The organism is Pseudomonas lini, from assembly GCF_964063345.1.
Taxonomy (GTDB): Bacteria; Pseudomonadota; Gammaproteobacteria; order Pseudomonadales; family Pseudomonadaceae; genus Aquipseudomonas; species Aquipseudomonas lini_B.
Map to the genome: position 1 here is coordinate 1,922,514 of NZ_OZ061318.1, position 17,870 is coordinate 1,940,383.

The 17,870-nt window shown below is 59.9% G+C and carries 10 protein-coding genes; 4 read left to right on the top strand and 6 right to left on the bottom strand.

Translation table 11 applies throughout. The features are described 5' to 3' along the window. Positions 1–75: 75 nt before the first annotated feature. Entirely contained in the window at positions 76–1,110 is a 1,035-nt protein-coding gene (locus AB3226_RS08655) for an alpha/beta fold hydrolase (RefSeq protein WP_367372773.1), read from the bottom strand. A 205-nt stretch (positions 1,111–1,315) separates the two neighbouring features. Between AB3226_RS08655 and AB3226_RS08660 the strand changes: the two genes are divergently transcribed. Beyond that, on the top strand, positions 1,316–6,505 hold the full coding sequence (locus AB3226_RS08660) for a dermonecrotic toxin domain-containing protein (protein WP_367372774.1): 5,190 nt from the start codon (positions 1,316–1,318) through the stop codon (positions 6,503–6,505). Between the two features lie 42 nt (positions 6,506–6,547). On the opposite strand, the gene metE is transcribed toward AB3226_RS08660, so the two are convergent. After that, on the bottom strand, positions 6,548–8,860 hold the full coding sequence (gene metE / locus AB3226_RS08665) for a 5-methyltetrahydropteroyltriglutamate--homocysteine S-methyltransferase (RefSeq protein WP_367372775.1): 2,313 nt from the start codon (positions 8,858–8,860) through the stop codon (positions 6,548–6,550). Between the two features lie 108 nt (positions 8,861–8,968). On the opposite strand from metE, the gene metR reads away from it, so the two are divergent. Further along, complete coding sequence (gene metR, locus AB3226_RS08670; protein ID WP_007898547.1) at positions 8,969–9,886, top strand: transcriptional regulator MetR; 918 nt, start codon at positions 8,969–8,971, stop codon at positions 9,884–9,886. A 333-nt stretch (positions 9,887–10,219) separates the two neighbouring features. Here the strand turns inward: metR and AB3226_RS08675 are convergent, their stop codons facing one another. The 4 genes from AB3226_RS08675 to AB3226_RS08690 form a co-directional block, all read right to left on the bottom strand. Next, positions 10,220–10,735 carry an N-acetyltransferase family protein gene (locus tag AB3226_RS08675; protein WP_367372776.1) on the bottom strand — a complete coding sequence of 172 codons (516 nt, stop codon included), beginning with the start codon at positions 10,733–10,735 and terminating at the stop codon, positions 10,220–10,222. Between the two features lie 2 nt (positions 10,736–10,737). Next, complete coding sequence (locus tag AB3226_RS08680) at positions 10,738–11,376, bottom strand: LysE family translocator (RefSeq protein ID WP_008012224.1); 639 nt, start codon at positions 11,374–11,376, stop codon at positions 10,738–10,740. A gap of 23 nt (positions 11,377–11,399) precedes the next feature. Beyond that, positions 11,400–11,834 (bottom strand): NUDIX domain-containing protein, encoded by a 435-nt coding sequence (locus AB3226_RS08685; protein WP_367372777.1) that lies wholly within the window; start codon positions 11,832–11,834, stop codon positions 11,400–11,402. 207 nt (positions 11,835–12,041) lie between these two features. Next, positions 12,042–13,400, bottom strand: coding sequence for an HD domain-containing phosphohydrolase (locus tag AB3226_RS08690; protein WP_367372778.1), 1,359 nt, complete (start codon positions 13,398–13,400; stop codon positions 12,042–12,044). A gap of 259 nt (positions 13,401–13,659) precedes the next feature. On the opposite strand from AB3226_RS08690, the gene AB3226_RS08695 reads away from it, so the two are divergent. Then, complete coding sequence (locus tag AB3226_RS08695) at positions 13,660–15,966, top strand: EAL domain-containing protein (RefSeq protein WP_367372779.1); 2,307 nt, start codon at positions 13,660–13,662, stop codon at positions 15,964–15,966. Next, entirely contained in the window at positions 15,963–17,837 is a 1,875-nt protein-coding gene (locus tag AB3226_RS08700) for a putative bifunctional diguanylate cyclase/phosphodiesterase (RefSeq protein ID WP_367372780.1), read from the top strand. Before AB3226_RS08695 ends, AB3226_RS08700 begins: the two co-directional genes overlap by 4 nt. Positions 17,838–17,870: the final 33 nt, after the last annotated feature.

Below are 17,870 nucleotides of genomic sequence, written 5' to 3' on the forward strand. Positions count from 1 at the left end.
TGGGACTGCTTCGCAGCCCAGCGGGAGCAAGCTCCCTCGCCACAAGAACCCGCCCCCACAGTTTGGATTTGGGTGTTACAAGAGATTTGGGGCGGTCACTGGATCGATTTGTGCCCAGTGCGAGGTGTCTTCGCGGTGGGCCTGCAAATACGGCAACACCGCCGCCAACAACGGCGCCTTGAACGCCTCTTGAAAACGATGCGCCAGCCCCGGGATCAGCTTCAACTGACTGCCGCGAATGTGCGCCGCCAAGTGCACGCCATGCATCACCGGCAGCAACGGATCGGCAGTGCCGTGAACCACCAGCGTCGGCACCCGCAATTGATTAAGCAGCGCCACGCGGCTCCGTTCAGCCAGGATCGCCATGATCTGACGCTTCACGCCCTCCGGGTTGAATGCCCGGTCATAGGATTGCGCCGCCTGCTGCAACAACGCCTGCCGGTCATCGCTCACCGCCGGGCTACCCAATGCCGCCAGCAAATCAGCCTGTTGCTCCAGCGCCACTTCGCGATTCGGCGCGCCGCGTCGCGCGAGTAACTGCACCAGCGCCGCACTCGGCGCCGGCAAACCTTCGGCACCCGAGCTGGTCATCAGCAACGTCAGGCTCTCGACCCGCTGCGGTGCCATGGCCGCCATATGCTGGGCGATCATCCCGCCCATGCTGGCGCCCAGCACGTGGAATTGCTCGACGTGCAAGGCATCCATCAGCCCAAAGGCATCGTCCGCCATGTCGGTCAGGGTGTACGGCGCCGATACCGGCAAACCGAGTTTGTAACGCAGCACTTCGAAGGTCAGGTTGGCGTCGACAGGCGTCTGCCGCCAAGTCGAGAGGCCCACATCGCGATTGTCATAGCGAATCACCCGAAAACCCTGCTGACACAACGCGACCACCACCTCGTCCGGCCAGTGAATTAACTGCCCGCCCAGGCCCATCACCAGCAACAACGCCGGATCGGACGCACGGCCGATGCTCTGGTAGGCCAGGCTCACCTGATCCAGATCGACCCGTTCGGTCGGAACATTGACATCGCAACGAGACGCCGCAAGAGACGGGAAATTGAACAACACAGCGGCCAGAAAGACCGCTGTGGATAAAAATCGTGCACGCATGAAAAACACCGAAACGCAGAACTCCAGTAGAGCGCGAGTCTGATGAAGTTTGTTCAAGCGCGCTGCCACAGTTACGTGACAATTTCGTGAATGTCGCCCAATGGTCAATGCGATAACTATGTAGTGCCATGGACGGTGGCAGGTTCTTTTTAATGGTGCGCTTCAAGAGCGGATACGCCGCTCCCCTGCACAGAGCCACGTTGCCATGAATGAAAGTGTGTTAAGCACCCTGCCCGTTTCCACTGCGCTCCTGAAAAACAACCCGGATGAAAGCCTGTTGTTGAGCGCATCAGCACGCTGGCGCGACAGCAGCCAGGGTTTGCAGGCATTGTTTGCCGCCGCCCCATTGAGAATTCACCGCCCTGAACCTTCGCTCAACGAACGCTGGAACGCCTATTGGGACGCCCGGGCGCCCGGTACGCAAGTGTCGCGGCGCGAGCGGGCGGGTCAGTTGTACCGCAGTCATTTCGAGGCCTGCGCTCAGGTGGCATTCGCTCGCCGCACCCTGACGGCTGAACAGTTGCAGCCGCTGTTATTGATCCTGGCCCCTCCCGCCTCGGGCCTGCGCCTGAACGATCAGCCCGTCCAGACCGAGCAGTTGACCCTGGTGTTGAGCGACAGCGGCACCCTGAAACTGCCCGCCGCCTGGGTCATCAGCGTGGGCGATCAGCCACCCACCGCGCAGTGGCTGTACCTGCCTGGCCGGCCTGTTCCCATTCAGATCTTCAATCAACGCAGTGACATGGAAGACTGGTTGTCCCGACAATCCCTCGTCCCGCAGGGCCTGCCCGACGATGACTTACGCTTTGAATACACTGCGAAAGCTCAGCCGCTCACGGTCGGTCTCACAGAGCTGCTTTTACACCCGCAGTACGCGAACGCCGTCGTTTTTGCCTCGCCTCCAGACCTTGAAATCCCCCTGCCAGACCCTCTGCTTGAAGATGAACAACCGCTGTTCGACAGCCTGTTCGCCGACATTCCCTGGCCCCAGCGTCAGGCCTCACTGAACCGGCAGCGCGATGCGCTCGAAGCGCTATTGGGCGATGAGCTCGACAGCGACCGTCAACAACCATTCAAGGATGCACTCAAGGCGCTGGAGACGGCTGAACAAGCCGCCGATACGGCCGCCTCCGCCCTGCTTTACAGGTCGCGCACCCTCGACTTTTCAACCATCAACCGCGAATTCAGCGCGCTCTATCAGGCGCACAAGGATGGCCTGCTCGCCGAGGCCCAGCTTCAGTTGACGCTCAAACATCTGGACAGTGATGAGTTCAGCCTGCTCAAGGCTGTGCTGGATACACCGCTCGCGGCTGATCGCGATGCGGCCATCACCGCCGCCAGCCTGACGCTGTCGATGACTGAGCCCAACGGCGGCGTTACCAGCCAGGCGCTCAACGGTCCCTTCGTCATCACCCGAGATACGCCATCGCCGCACAGCCTTTTGCTGTACTGGCCAGGTTTAGGCGGCGGTTTGCAACGGTTCGCCAACCGCACGGAACTGGAACAACAGCTGTTCAAGATCCAGGAGCAAGACCCGATTCTGGCCTTGGATCTGAACAAAATTGTCACCGACCCGCTGAGCTACAGCCTCGATAAACAGACCACCCACTTCGAAGAACAAGCAGCGCATCTACGCCAGGCGCCACAGAGTGCAGACGAACTGGAAAAGCTGCGCAAACAAACGCTGGCGACCCTGCAAGTCCCGGTGCCAGCCGCCAGAAGCCTGGCCTTCTCACACCTGCTGGAACAAAGCCGTAGCGCGAAGCTCTTCTCCCTGTTGCCCAATTGGCTGGCCACCTTATCGGCGTCTGACCGTGCCGAGCTCAAGGGTTTGGTTGAGGCTTACCTCCTGGCCATGCACCGCAGCCATGCACAGCTGGCAATCGCCCTGCCACCGCGTGATGATTTCACCCGCCAGCATTTACAGGCCCGTCTGCGCAAAGACTTCTCGCTCAACGGGCATTTTGCCGTGCAGCTTGATCTACCCGATTCGGTGACGCTGCAAAAACAACTGTCCGATGGCGCCTCCCCGGGAACCCCGCAGAAACTCGTCGCAGTGCCCAGTACAAGCCGCAGCAAAATGTCACTCGAAACACTCGCCCAACTCAATATCGACAACACGCCCTCGATGCAGCTGGAACCCCTTTCTCTGCGACTGGGTTTTATGCGGCTTGAGGTCACGGCGGCGGATGAAACCGAACGACGGGCGTTGGCCAGTGGCATCACCCTGCCCTGGCTGCGCAAAGTGCTGCCTGAACTGGATCTGCCCCAAGCCTACGAAAACCTGATTCGCGACGCCTTCATGGGCTCGGCCAGCGAGACCGCGTTCATCAAAGAACACCGGCGTGAATGCCTGATCGAGCCCTGGCGCCTGATGCTCCAGTTGCAGGGGACCTGTGCGCGCCTGCAAAAACAGATCAATCAAAACGAATGGCAGGTATTGAACCTCGCCATTACGGCCGATACCGCGCAAGCCTGGAACGTTGCGGGCAAGCGCATCGTGATCTTGCCGGCGTACTTGAGCGCCGGTGGCAAGGACACGCCAAACGAAGGGCCCACCACGTTGTCAGGGGTGACCTTCATTGAAGAGCAAGTCAGCGGGATGACCCTGCTTTATTTGCCCGACAGCCCCGACGGTCAGTTCCTGCGCCGCTACGACAGTCTTGAGACGGCTCGCAGGGCCTTGTTCAATCTGTGCCTGCGCAGCGAGATGGTCAGCTACCTGGCAGGACGTGCCTTGCAAGGCAACGTGCGAGCCCATGCAAGTCGCATCAACCAGGCCGTGCTCAAGCATTTCGACGCGATGATCGGGGTCGGCTTGCCCTGGCCGAAAACAACATCGCTGTCGGCCCATCTGCTCGATGCGCACATGGGACGCCTGATCGAAGCGCATCGCGGCACCTCGCGTTCCAACGATGCCTTGTACCTGGAACGCTACGCGCTCAGCGGGCCGAGGGCGTTCAATTACATAAAAATGGCCTTGGGCATGGTGCCCTTTGTCGGCGCGGGCATCGCCCTCTACGATGCCTGGAACAGTGCCAACCATGCGGTCGCGGCCCTGTTGCGCGGTGACGTCGGCGATGGCCTGACGGAGATTGAATCAGTGCTGTTGTCACTGATCGATGCTGCCATGGACATTCTTCCGGGCGCTTCCGTCGGTGCCAGGACAGCGAAGGGCGCTCGCTCTCTGACGCGTATTCGTCAACTCAGCGCATTGGGTAAAAACGCCGGGACGTTGCACGCGCCGTCGAAACGCCGGGCCCGGCACGCTGTCCAGCGTTTCGCCGGGTACGAGTACGAAAAGCCGATCTCCCTGACCGGCCTGGAGCCGGCGACCTATGGGGTTTATCGCAATGTCTACCGGCATGCCGACGGTGACTTTATCGTCCGCCAGGGCCGTATTTTCCAGATTGAAGGCAGCAGCGACTCACGCAACTGGCGTCTTTGCGGCACTTCACAAAAAACCTACAAGCAACCAGTCGGCCTCGATGAGGCCGGTAACTGGGATACTTGGTTCGGTGTCTATGGGGTGACGTTCGAGGGCGGAGGGCTGGGTGGCGGCGGCGTGCTCGGACACTTGGCGGATGGCCTTGACCCGCTCTGGCCCGCCGTCATTCGCGAACGTCTACCGCGTTGGTGGACCGACCAGACCTTGCGCCGCCATCAAGCGCTGACCGAAGCCGCCGATGCCATGGCCCCGCTCATTGATGCCCAGATCACGCGCACCACCGCCCTGATGGAAACGTACAACACCAGCCCCGAACACCTTCGCCCGGCGCTGATCCAGGCACTTGAAGCAGCGTGCATCAAGGACATGGAACTGGGCATCAAGCATTACCAGACCCTGGCTGATCTGATTCCCATGACGCGCGGCAACAAAATGCGCGTGCTCAAGGAAATACAAAGTAATGACGCCTTGTTACTGGCCGATCGGGCCAAACAACGGGTGGTCCTCGCCAGTCAACGGGCACTGTCCCTGACGGACAGGATCGACGATCTACTGGACCAACTGGACTTGCTGCCGGCCGAGGCACTGGGCGAGCGCTTGCGTATTCTGGAGGACGTCAGGAAGCTGCGCCTGGAGAATATGCTCGAGTTCGACGCGATCGATGCCCACATGCGCGACCTCAACCTGTGGTACCCGCGCATTACCGACAAACCGACCAAAACAGTCTTGAGCCGCGCCTTCGTGGACTTGAACGCGAAGCTCACTGAGGCCAATCAGCTGTACTTGAAAACGAGCCACTTGCTGGAAATCGTCAAACGCTACGACAGCGCCCGCGATGTTTCCTGGTTCTACCTGCAAGTACGGGCACAGACGTTGCGAACCAAAGTCGATCGCGCCCTGTTCACTCAACACAGCCTCCCGGAGGTGAGCGCCACCCGAGCCCAGCGCAATCGGATATTGCAGGAGTGCCTCGATCTTTACGGGGAGTTTCGCCGCAATATGAATGCCTGGACCGCCAGCTATCCACAGCACTTCCATCTGGAGGCTGTGGGGCCGCTGCTGGAGGGTATCGAGAAAATGGCCGAACGGGCACGCAAGGCCATCGATCAGCCCGCGCCCGCGTCCCCTGCCGGGCAACACCGTAAAAAAGTGTTCACCACCGAAGATGATCAATTGCTGATCGGCGAGGAGCGCTGGGAACCGACGACGCAAAAGCGCCAATACACCCTGACAGGACAGCGCGGTTTCGAGGAGGTTTGGGAGCAAGGAACAAACGGCAAGTTTCGCCTGCTCAATCCTCAGGAACAGGCTGCTCACCCTGCACACCGGGACCTTGGAGCGTTAACAGCCGATGCCCGCAGCCGACTCGCGGCTCAAGCGGCATACAAGACCCGCGTCGAGGCCTACGCCCGGCAGGACATGCTGCCCGTTGATCTGGAACACATGATGCTCAGCGAGGCCGCCGAACTCGGCCGGCGTGCCCTGACGATCGAAGAGCTTCAACCCGGTCACGCGCTCGTCCAGCAACTGCGTGACAAGGCCACGGAACTGAGCACTACTGCACAGGTGCTGCGTATCGAGTACTCGATGAACAGTCGAAACCCGACCGATGGCATGCTGGATTACCTCATGAAGCAAAATTCAGCACAGAAGAAAATCGTCGATATCCATAAGCGCAAACCAATGGAAATGTTGGGTAAACGTGCAGACGGACGCACTGACTACCTGCAGGAGTACGAGGTAAGAGACTTGACGCAAACACCACCCAAGGTGATGTGGTATGCCCATTTTCACTACAGCAAGGCTGCACCTGCATTCGGTGAATTCGAAAAGGCTCATCTGAAACTGCCGGAGTACCGGTTTCTGACCCACGCAAATAACGCCAACCTGCCTTACGCCGACATCGGCAAGAAATCAGCAGCACTCGAACATTTCGACCAGGCTTAGAACGCAAATCGGGAGCGGTTTTTCCGCTCCCGATTCAGGCACCTATGCCAACTCACTCCGCAGCTGCCGAGCCGCCGCCACCATGTTGACCAACGCCGCCTCAGTCTCCGGCCAGGCGCGAGTCTTCAACCCGCAATCGGGATTGATCCACAACCGCTCGGCCGGAATCCGCTTCACCGCTTTGCTCATCAACTTCACCATCTCGGCCGTGTCCGGCACCCGCGGTGAGTGGATGTCATAAACGCCCGGCCCGATATCGTTCGGGTAGTCAAACGCTTCGAAGGCTTCCAGCAGTTCCATGTCCGAACGCGAGGTTTCGATGGTGATCACGTCGGCGTCCATAGCGGCGATGGACTGGATCACGTCGTTGAATTCGCTGTAGCACATATGGGTGTGGATCTGGGTTTCGTCACGCACGCCCGATGCACTCAAGCGGAAGGCTTGCACCGCCCAATCGAGGTATTCCTGCCATTGCGCCCGGCGTAGCGGCAGCCCTTCGCGGAAGGCGGCTTCGTCGATCTGGACGATTTTGATGCCGGCGTTTTCCAGATCCACCACTTCATCGCGCAAGGCCAGGGCCAGTTGCTGCGCCTGAATTTTGCGCGAGACGTCCTCGCGCGGGAACGACCACATCAGCATGGTCACGGGACCGGTGAGCATGCCTTTCATAACCTTGTCGGTCAGGCTCTGAGCATAGGTGATCCACTCGACCGTCATCGGTTTCGGACGGCTCAGGTCGCCATAAATGATCGCCGGTTTGACGCAGCGCGAACCGTAACTCTGGACCCAGCCGAACCGGGTGAACAAGTAGCCGTCCAGTTGCTCGGCGAAGTACTCGACCATGTCGTTGCGTTCGGCTTCACCGTGCACCAATACATCCAGGCCCAGGCGTTCCTGGATTTGCACGGCGTGGCGGATTTCGCTGTGCATGGCATCGGTGTAATCGTTGGCCGACAGCTTGCCTTGCTTGAAGGCCTGGCGCGCCAGACGGATTGCTCCGGTCTGCGGGAACGAGCCGATGGTAGTGGTCGGGAACGCCGGCAGTTTCAGCCGGGCCTGTTGTTGTTCGATGCGTTTGGCAAACGGCGAATGACGCTGACTGTCTTTAGCACTGATCGCTTCTATCCGCGCTTGCACCTCGGCTTTGTGGATACGCGGCGATTGGGCACGACCGGCCTGAATCGCACGGCTTTCAGCCAGTGCGGTTTGCACCTTGGGCGATTGCGGATCGTTCAGCGCATCACGCAGCACGGCGATTTCACCACACTTCTGCACGGCGAACGCCAGCCAGCTTTTCAGTTCCGGGTCGAGTTTGTCTTCACGGTCCAGGTCCACCGGGCTGTGCAGCAGCGAGCAAGAGCTGCTGACCCACAAGTTATCGCCAAAACGCTCCTGGGCCGGCTGCAGTTGCGCGAGCGCTTGCTCCAGTTCGCAGCGCCAGACATTGCGGCCGTTAACCAGGCCCACCGAAAGAATCTTGTAGGTCGGCAGACGATCCAAGATCTGGCCAAGCTGATCCGGTGCGCGCACCGCGTCAATGTGCAAGCCTTGCACCGGCAGGCCGACCGCCAGGCCGAGGTTGTCTTCCAGGCCACTGAAGTAAGTCGCCACGAGTTTTTTCAGCGGCGAATATTGAAGGATGTGATAGGCGCGTTCGAATGCGTTTTTCCAGGCCTGCGGCAGGTCGAGGGTGAGGATCGGTTCGTCGATCTGCACCCACTCCACGCCTTGGGCCGCGAGGCGACCAAGGATTTCGCCGTAGATCGGCAGCAGGCGCTCCAGCAGGTCGAGTTTATCGAAGCCATCCCCCTTCGCCTTGCCCAGCCACAGGTAAGTCAGCGGGCCGATGATCACCGGTTTGACGTTGTGGCCCAAAGCCTTGGCTTCTTCGACTTCATCGAACAGCTGTTCCCAGCTCAGTTTGAACTGTTGATCAGCGCTGAATTCCGGGACCAGGTAGTGGTAGTTGGTGTCGAACCACTTGGTCAGCTCCTGAGCGTATTGCGCTTTGGTGTGTTCACCGCCGCAGCAGGTTGCGGTAGCACCACGAGCCATGGCGAACAGGGTGTCGAGTGTCGGCAGGCCACGGGAATCCTTGGCACTGTCGAAACGCTCGGGGATGACACCGAAGGTCAGGGAGTGAGTCAGTACCTGGTCGTACCAGGCGAAGTCGCCCACCGGCAGCAGGTCGATGCCTGCATCTTTCTGCAGTTGCCAATGGGTGGCGCGCAATTGGCGGCCGACGCTTTTCAATGCGTCCTGATCGAGGTCGCCCTTCCAGTAGGATTCGAGGGCTTTTTTCAGTTCGCGGTCTGCGCCAATGCGCGGAAAACCAAGCGTGTGGGCCAAGGCCATGGTGAGATTCCTCCCTGATAAGATGGTGCTATTGTCGACAGCCCACCCAACATGAGACAAACTCAACTTTTTCGTGTTGATCACAAGTTTTCCTCATGGAGCCCCCCGGTGCTTGAAATCCGTCACCTGAAAACCCTGCACGCCTTGCGCGAAGCCGACAGCCTGGTGGATGCGGCCGACCGCTTGCACCTGACCCAGTCGGCGCTGTCCCACCAGTTCAAGGAGCTGGAAGAGCGCATGGGCATGCCGCTGTTCGTGCGCAAGACCAAACCGGTGCGCTTCACCAGTGCCGGCTTGCGCCTGCTGCAACTGGCCGACGCCACCCTGCCATTGCTGCGCGGCGCCGAGCGTGACATTGCGCGGTTGGCCGGCGGCACTGCGGGGCGGTTGCACATGGCGATCGAATGCCACAGTTGCTTTCAGTGGCTGATGCCGACCATCGACCAGTTCCGCGATGCCTGGCCGGAAGTCGAGCTGGACCTGGCCTCGGGGTTCTCCTTCGCCCCGCTGCCCGCGCTGGCCCGAGGCGACCTGGACCTGGTGGTGACTTCCGACCCGCTGGAACTGGTAGGGATCACTTACGTGCCGTTGTTCACCTACGAAGCCATGCTTGCCGTGGCTAACCAGCACCGTTTGGCGAGCAAGCCGTACATCGTGCCCGAAGACTTGCTCACGGAAACCTTGATCACCTACCCGGTGGAGCGCGATCGGCTGGACATCTTCACCCGTTTCCTGGAACCGGCCGACATCGAACCGGCGCAGGTGCGCACGTCGGAACTGACGGTGATGATGATGCAACTGGTGGCCAGCGGCCGCGGCGTGTGCGGCATGCCCCATTGGGCGCTGCATGAATACAGTTCACGGGGTTATGTGAAGGCCAAGCGACTGGGGGAAAAAGGCTTGTTCGCAACGCTCTACGCCGGGATTCGCGCCGACATGCTGGATGCGCCGTACATGCGCGACTTCTTGCTGACGGCCAAGGACACGTCGTTTTCGACGCTGGATGGGGTTAGTGCCGTCCGATAGAGCGACCATCTCCTGTAGGAGCGAGGCTTGCCCGCGAAAGCGGTGTGTCATCAGCCGACATCAATGCTCGATTTGAAACCGCCTTCGCGGGCAAGCCTCGCTCCTACAAGGGATCGGGGTGGTTCAGCCCTCACGCCACATATGGTGTGGGAACGAGCAGCGACAGGTCTTGGTGTTCAGTAGTACTCGAAATTGTGGCGAGGGAGCTTGCTCCCGTTCGGCTGCGAAGCAGTCGTAAAACCGGTGTATGCAGAGTGTCTGAAAACATGCGATTGCAGGTTTTGGGGCCGCTTCGCAGCCCAGCGGGAGCAAGCTCCCTCGCCACAACAGCTCTTATGCCAAAGGCTCAGGGGTGAGCTCACGCCACATATGGATCTTGTCGAAGTAGTCTTCGCCGACCCGCACCGCCAACGGTTCCAGGCCGAACTGCACAAAGCCGCAACGCTGATACAGCTTGAATGCAGCTTCATTGCCGGCGGTGACGGTCAACTGGATCAGCCGCAGCCCCTGATGGGTCTGCGCTTCAGCCAACGCGGCCTGAACCAGTTGATAGCCGAGCCCGCGCTGGCGAACCGCCCCTGAAACGTACATGCCAAACAACGTCACCTTGTGCCGGGCCTTTTCCCGAGGTTCGAACGCCAGGCCGACGATGCCCGCCAACTTGCCCTCCTCGAACGCCCCAAGTACCCGGTCCAGCTTGCTGGTCAGGCGCGATTCCCACCAACTCAGCGGCATCACCGCGCGCTCGCGCACGCTGGAGGTGAACGCCTGAGGATGCAAGTCATAGGCCTCAAGCATCAACGCCCGGTAATCCAGGGCATGGCTGGCATCAAGCCGTTGAATCCACATCTTCAGGCCGCTCGCCGCTGCTCAAGCATCAAGCGCACCGCCAGCCCGGATAGCACGAAGCCCATGAAGTAACGCTGCATCGCCAACCAGTTCGGATTGTTGACGAACCAGGACGCGATGCCCGCGGCGAACAGAGCGATCAGCAAGTTGACGCTGAAGCTCACGCTGATCTGGGTCAGGCCGAGGATGATGCTCTGGGTGAACACCGAACCGTGCTCAGGGGTAATGAACTGCGGAAACACCGACAGATAAAACACCGCAATTTTCGGGTTCAGGGCGCTGGTAAGAAAGCCCATGGTGATCAACTTGCGCGACGAATCCGCCGGCAGCTGCTGCGCCTCGAACGGCGAACGCGCACCGGGCTTGACCGCCTGCCAGGCCAGCCACAACAAGTACAGCGCGCCAGCCCACTTCAACACTTCATAAGCCATCGGCACTGCCACGAACACCGCGGTCAAACCCGCGGCAGCAGCAAACAGGTGCACTAAAAACCCCGCGACCACGCCCAGCAACGAAGTCACTCCGGCCTTGCGCCCCTGGCAGATAGAACGAGAGATCAGGTAGATCATGTTCGGCCCGGGCGTGAGTACCATCAGCAACGCCGCGGCGGCAAAAATCAGCAAATCTTGAAGCGGGATCATGGGCATCCTCCGTCCTTGGACGATCAGGCAGTTTCGATCAGTGAGGCTCGATAAAACGGCAAGATCAGGTCCCGTGTCAATGGCGCCAGCGTGACATCGCCGTCGGTGGCCGGATCGATCCAGCGCACCTCTTCGATCTCCGCCGCCGGGCAAACGTGCGAATCGATGGTCAGCTGAAAGAGTTCGGCCTGTACGACATAACCCGGCTCATTGGCGGCCGGTGCCGAGAATTGCCCCAGGTAGGCGGCATGCGCCGGATCGATGACCAGCCCCAGTTCCTCTTCCAGCTCACGGGCGAGGGCATGGACCGGTTGCTCATGGGCCTCGATCTTGCCCCCCGGCTGCATGAACGCCTGGGTCCCGCGCTTGCGCACCAGCAGGGTGCGACCGTCGGGGCCGATCAGCAGGGCAGCGGCAATGCGGATGAGGCGGAGCGAAGCGGCGGATGAAAGCGTCATGGATCAGGATTGGCCTTGGGTAAAAGCAGCAAGGATCACATGCATGCCGGTTCTACGTCACGCCGAAAACTTATCTGCCGAGCGTCAAATATTGTGGGAGCGGGCTTGCCCGCGATAGCGGACTGTCAGCAACATCAATGTTGGATGTGATGACCTCATCGCGGGCAAGCCCGCTCCCACAGGGGATCAGTGCTGAGTCTGAGAAGCTCAACTCGTCTCCAGAAGCGCGCCCTCCACTTCCTCCGGCACTTTCACAAAAATGCTGTACTTGGCACTTTCCATCGCCTCGAAAGCGATCAACTTCTCCACCAGTGGCCCATTCAACACCTTGCCGGCATTGAGCAGCAGCATGCCGTTGTCGGCATTGAGATTGCGCGCCAGGATCATGCCCGCCACCAGATCCCGGGTGGCCAGCACCTTGACCGTCGGATCGGCCAGCGTCACGTCGCTCAGATAAGTGGCGCAGACCTGAATGAAATCCTCCACCAGTTCCGGGTCGTAGAGGCGACCGGCGTATTGGCGGATATAGACCAGGGCTTCATCGCTGTTCATCTGCCGTTCGAGGATCAGCCCGCGCTGCAACTCGATGAAATCCACCGCCAGTTTCAGCAACCGTGAACCGAACGGAATCGCTTCGCCCTTGAGCCGATCAGGAAAACCGCTGCCGTCCCAACGCTCCTGATGATGCAGGATCAGCCGAGCGGCATCCTTCATTGGGTCGAGCGTCATCAGCAGCGACTCACTCTGCTTCGGATAACCCCGATAGCGCTCGCGGTCATTGTGATGCAGCAGGTCCGAGGGCGTGTTCATCATGCTGTCGGTCCAGCTCAACTTGCCGATGTTGTAGAGCGCCGCTGCCATGGTCAGGTCACGACTGGTGCCTTCGTCCAGGCCATGGAGTTTGCAGTACACCCGCACCAGTTCAATGATCTGCCGGTTGGTCTGTTTGGTGGGCGGCAGGCGCAGGTTGGCCAGCAACGAAAACACTTCGGTGCCGGTGACATAGCTGCGCTTGAGCTCTTCGTAGGCCAGGTCCAGCATGTCGGCGGTCTGTTGCAGCTCGCTGGTGCGGGCCGCGACGTGTTTTTCCAGGGTGGCGTTGAGCTGCTTCAGTTTCTCGTTCTGATCCCACGTCTCTTGCACCAGACGCAAGCGCTCACGCTCGGAATGCTGATAGGCAAGTGATTGTCGCAAGGTCAGCAGCATTTCTTCATCGTGCCAGGGTTTGCTGATGTAACGATGAATCTGCCCTTCATTGATGGCTTTGATAATGGCCGACGGATCGGCATAACCGGTCAACATGATCCGGGTGGTGTCGGGATAGCGCTGGTGGACGTGAGCCAGCAGCGTGGCGCCGTCCATATTAGGCATGCGCGCATCAGTCATCACCAGATCGATCGGCTGCTGGGCCATGATCTCCAGGGCCTGGGCACCGCTGGTGGCCAGCAGTACCTCGTAAGGCTGACCGCGCAGCAGGCGGCGCAGACTGTTGAGAATCGACTCCTCATCGTCGACCAGCAATAACTTGGGTTTATCGGTCACAGTCGTGGGGAGTTGCTCTTCCATGGCATTACCTCAAGTCAAACGGGTGTCTTTGCCGCGCGTGTGGGGGCCAACATCCTGACGTTCCCCTCGCCTGACCTACAGGCTAGATGATTTTCAGCCCTACCCAGGAAATGATTCGTTTCAGTCAACCGGGCGAAGTTCCGGCCGGGCGACTATGCTCAGATCACTCGGATCCAGAACGATACTCGCGCCATCCAGCGATCAGGGAAGGGATACCCTTTATGAGCCCATTGCACCAACCTGCTGTCGGTACAGGCGCATGTCAGTGAATACGCTGCTTGCGCGCATTAATCGGCGGATTCTCATCGTCGATGACACGGCGTCGATCCATGAGGATTTCGCCAAGATTCTCAGCCCGCCATCGATCGAAGACGACAACCTGATCAGCGCCGAAAACGCCCTGTTCGGTACCCCGGCGTCGGTATCGTTGCAAAGTTTCGTCATTGATTCCGCATTTCAGGGCCGCGAAGCGCTGGACAAGGTCGAGACCGCGTTGGCGAATGACTCGCCCTACGCGATGGCCTTCATCGATATGCGCATGCCACCGGGCTGGGACGGTCTGGAAACCATCGAACGCTTGTGGCAAGTCGATCCCAAGCTGCAGGTGGCGCTCTGCACTGCGTATTCCGACTATTCCTGGGAAGACATCGCCGAGCGTCTGGAGCTGGGCGATCGCCTGCTTATCCTGAAAAAGCCTTTCGATGCCATCGAGATCCGCCAGATGGCCAGCGCATTGACTGCCAAATGGCAAATGACCGAAGACGCAGCACTGAAAATGTCCTTGCTGGAGCTCGCGGTCGAAGAGCGCACCCGGGAGCTGTCCGACGCCAACATCATCGTGCAGAACAGCCCGACTATTCTGTATCGGCTGCGAGGCGAACCGTCGTTTCCGTTGATGTACATCTCCCACAACATCACCAAATACGGCCACATCGCGGCAGCCCTGGTAGCGTCCTCCAACTGGGCGCAGGAGCTGATCCATCCCGACGATCAATCAAAAGTCGATACGGCCATGGCCCGGGTGCTGGACCGCCATGCGGCAGGTGCGTCCATCGAATTCCGGATGCGCACCGGCGACGGCGACTGGCGCTGGGTCGAAAACCGCTATATCCCGGTGCGTGACGATGAAGGCCGCTTGCTGGAAGTCGAAGGCATCATCATCGACGTCACCGAACGCAAACTGGCCGAGGAAAAAATCGCCCTGTTGGCCCGCACCGACGGGCTGACCGGGTTGGCCAACCGCGCGACGCTGATCGAACGGCTGCACCAGGCATTCGCCGCCGCCCGACGCGGGGCCACACCCTTCGCCATGTTTTACCTGGACCTGGATCACTTCAAACGCATCAACGACACCCTGGGCCACCCGGTGGGCGATCTATTGTTGCAGGAGGTCGCCAGGCGCATCAAAAACTGCGTGCGCGAAAACGATGTGGTTGCCCGCCTGGGTGGCGACGAGTTCGCGATACTGCAACTGGATGTCGGCGATCCGACCCAATCAGCGGCCCTCGCCGCCAAGGTCCGCGATGCTCTGGTGCTGCCCTACTCCCTGGCCGGCAATGATGTGCGGGTCTCGGTCAGCATCGGCATCAGCAGCTACGCGCCGATCAGCTTCAGCGCCGACAGCCTGTTGACCCAAGCCGACATGGCGCTGTATCGCTCCAAGGAAAAGGGCCGCAACCAGTACCACTTCCACTCCGATGAGATCAATCAGGAAGTGGTTGAGCGCATGACCATCGCCAACGACTTGAAAACCGCCATCGAACACGACGAACTCGAACTGCGTTATTGGCCGGAAGTAGACCTGAGCACTGGCAAGATCCTCGGCATGGAAGCGCAGGTCAGCTGGAACCACCCTCAGCGCGGGTTGCTGGAAGCCCAGGCGTTTCTGCCCGCGGCGGAAAAGACCGGCACCATCATCGCCCTCGGTCACTGGGTGCTGGAGCGTGCCTGTCGGCAAATGCGCCAGTGGCGTGACGAAGGCATGGCACCGCCGGTGGTGGCAATAAAACTGTCCCTGGCTCAGCTCAAGAGCGGTCCCGAGCTGATCTATGACGTGTTGCGCACCACCGCACGTTGGGAACTGTGCCCGTGGGACCTGCGCTTCGATGTCACCGAAGCGACCCTGGCCCAGACCAAGTGGACGCACAACGACGTACTGCCGCGCCTGCGTGAGCTGGGAGTGAAAATCGCCATCGACGACTTCGGCACCGAATACTCCTCGTTCGATTACCTCAAGACCTATCAGGTCAATCACCTGAAACTCGCCCAGACCTTCATCGACATGGCCGCACGCGACCCGGCCAGTGCAACCACCTTGCGGGCCATCATCAACTTCGCCCGTGAGGTAGGGATCGGCATTATCGCCGAGGGCGTCGAAACCCAGGAGCAACGCAGTTCGCTGATGGCCACCGGCTCACCGATGAACGCCCAGGGTCACTACTTCAGCCAAGCGGTCAGCAGCCAACAGGCCGCCGAGTTGCTGAAGGCCGGGAGCATCGTGCATGCCAGCCACGACACCGGAGCGATGCCCGACGACCCGCGGCGCGCCATGGAGGACAAGGAATGAAAACTCCGTCCGCCCAGGCTAACCGACGCATTCTGATCATCGATGACACGCCTTCGATCCATCAGGACTTTCGCAAGATCCTCGGCCCGGATACCGACGACGAACAAACCCTTGCCGGCACAGAAGCAGCGCTGTTCGGCAGCCCGCAGGCCGCACGGCTGGTGTTCCAGCTCGACTCGGCCTATCAGGGTGAGGAAGCGCTCGAACTGGTCAAGCGCGCCCAGGCTCAAGGTCGCCCTTACGCCATGGCATTCACCGACATGCGCATGCCCCCCGGCTGGGACGGTCTGGAAACCATCGAACAGCTCTGGAAGGCTGATCCTCACCTGCAAATCGCGCTGTGCACGGCCTTCTCCGATTACACCTGGGAAGCCATGGCCGAACGACTGGAGTTCGGCGATCAGTTGCTGGTGCTGAAAAAACCTTTCGACAGCCTGGAAATCCGCCAGATGGCCAGCGCCCTGACCTGGAAGTGGCAGATGGCGCAGGACGCGGCCATGAAAGTGCTGACCCTGGAGCAAACCATCGAGGCCCGGGTCCACGAGCTGCTCAAGGTATCGCACTTGTTGCAGTACGACGTATTGACCGAATTGCCCAACAGCACCTTGCTGGGCGACCGACTGAACCAGTCACTGGCCCTGTCACGACGCCATGACAAACAACTGGCCGTGATGTTTCTGGGGCTCGATCGTTTCAAACGTATCAACAATGCCTTGGGTCACCCGACCGGTGACGAGATGCTCAAACGTGTCGGGCACAACCTGGTGGCCTGCGTGCGCGAGTCCGACTCGGTGTTTCGTTACGGCTCCGATGAGTTTGTGGTGATCCTGGCTGACATCCACCACCCCCAACAGACCAAGGGCATCGCCGAAAAGCTCCTGAACGCCATAAGCACGCCTCAACACATCGGCGGCCATGACCTGAGCGTGACGGCCAGCCTGGGCATCAGCATCTATCCCGAGGACGGTTTCGATGCCATCGCACTGATCAAAAAAGCCGAAACCGCCATGCGCAACGTCAAGGACAGCGGCCCGAACGATTTCAGCTTTTTCATCGATGAGATGAACCAGCGCGCCCGGGAACAGCAGAGTATCGAGTCGGGTATTCGCCTGGCGCTGGAACGCAACGAATTTGTCCTGCACTACCAGCCAAAACTTGACCTGGGCAGCGGCAAAGTGGTCGGCGCCGAGGCATTGATCCGCTGGCAAAAGCCGGGGCAAGGCTGGGTTTACCCGACAGATTTCATCGGTGTAGCCGAGGACAGCGGCTTGATCGTACCGCTGAGCAAATGGGTGCTCGCCCAGGCCTGTCAACAAGCCCGCGCCTGGCAGACGAAAGGCCTGCCGAAACTCTGTATGTCGGTGAACGTGTCGGCCATCGATTTCCGCCAGCGGGACTTTGTCGAAGGTATAGAGCAGATACTCAAGCAAACCGGTATGGACCCCACTTTGCTGGAGCTGGAAATTACCGAAGGCGTATTGATGCAGAATATCGATGCCACGATGGTCGCGCTGAATCGGCTCAAGGCATTGGGCGTACGGCTGGCCATCGATGACTTTGGCACCGGCTATTCCAGCCTGAGTTACCTGCAACGGTTTCCCATCGATGTGTTGAAAATCGACCAGTCATTCATTCGTGGCCTGAGCCGTGACAGCAACGACGCAGCCCTGGTCAGCGCCATCATCAGCCTGGGCAAGAGCCTCAAACTGACCGTCATTGCCGAAGGGGTGGAAACCCTTGAGCAACTGAATTTTCTCAAGGCCCTCCAGTGCGAGGAAGGCCAGGGTTATTACTTCAGCAAAGCCGTGGAGCCGGATGCCTTCGTGCAATACCTGACGTCTGTACAGTCCGCTCTATCCAGCACCAAATGAATGATTTGCAACGACACCCAGGGCCCTGCGCCA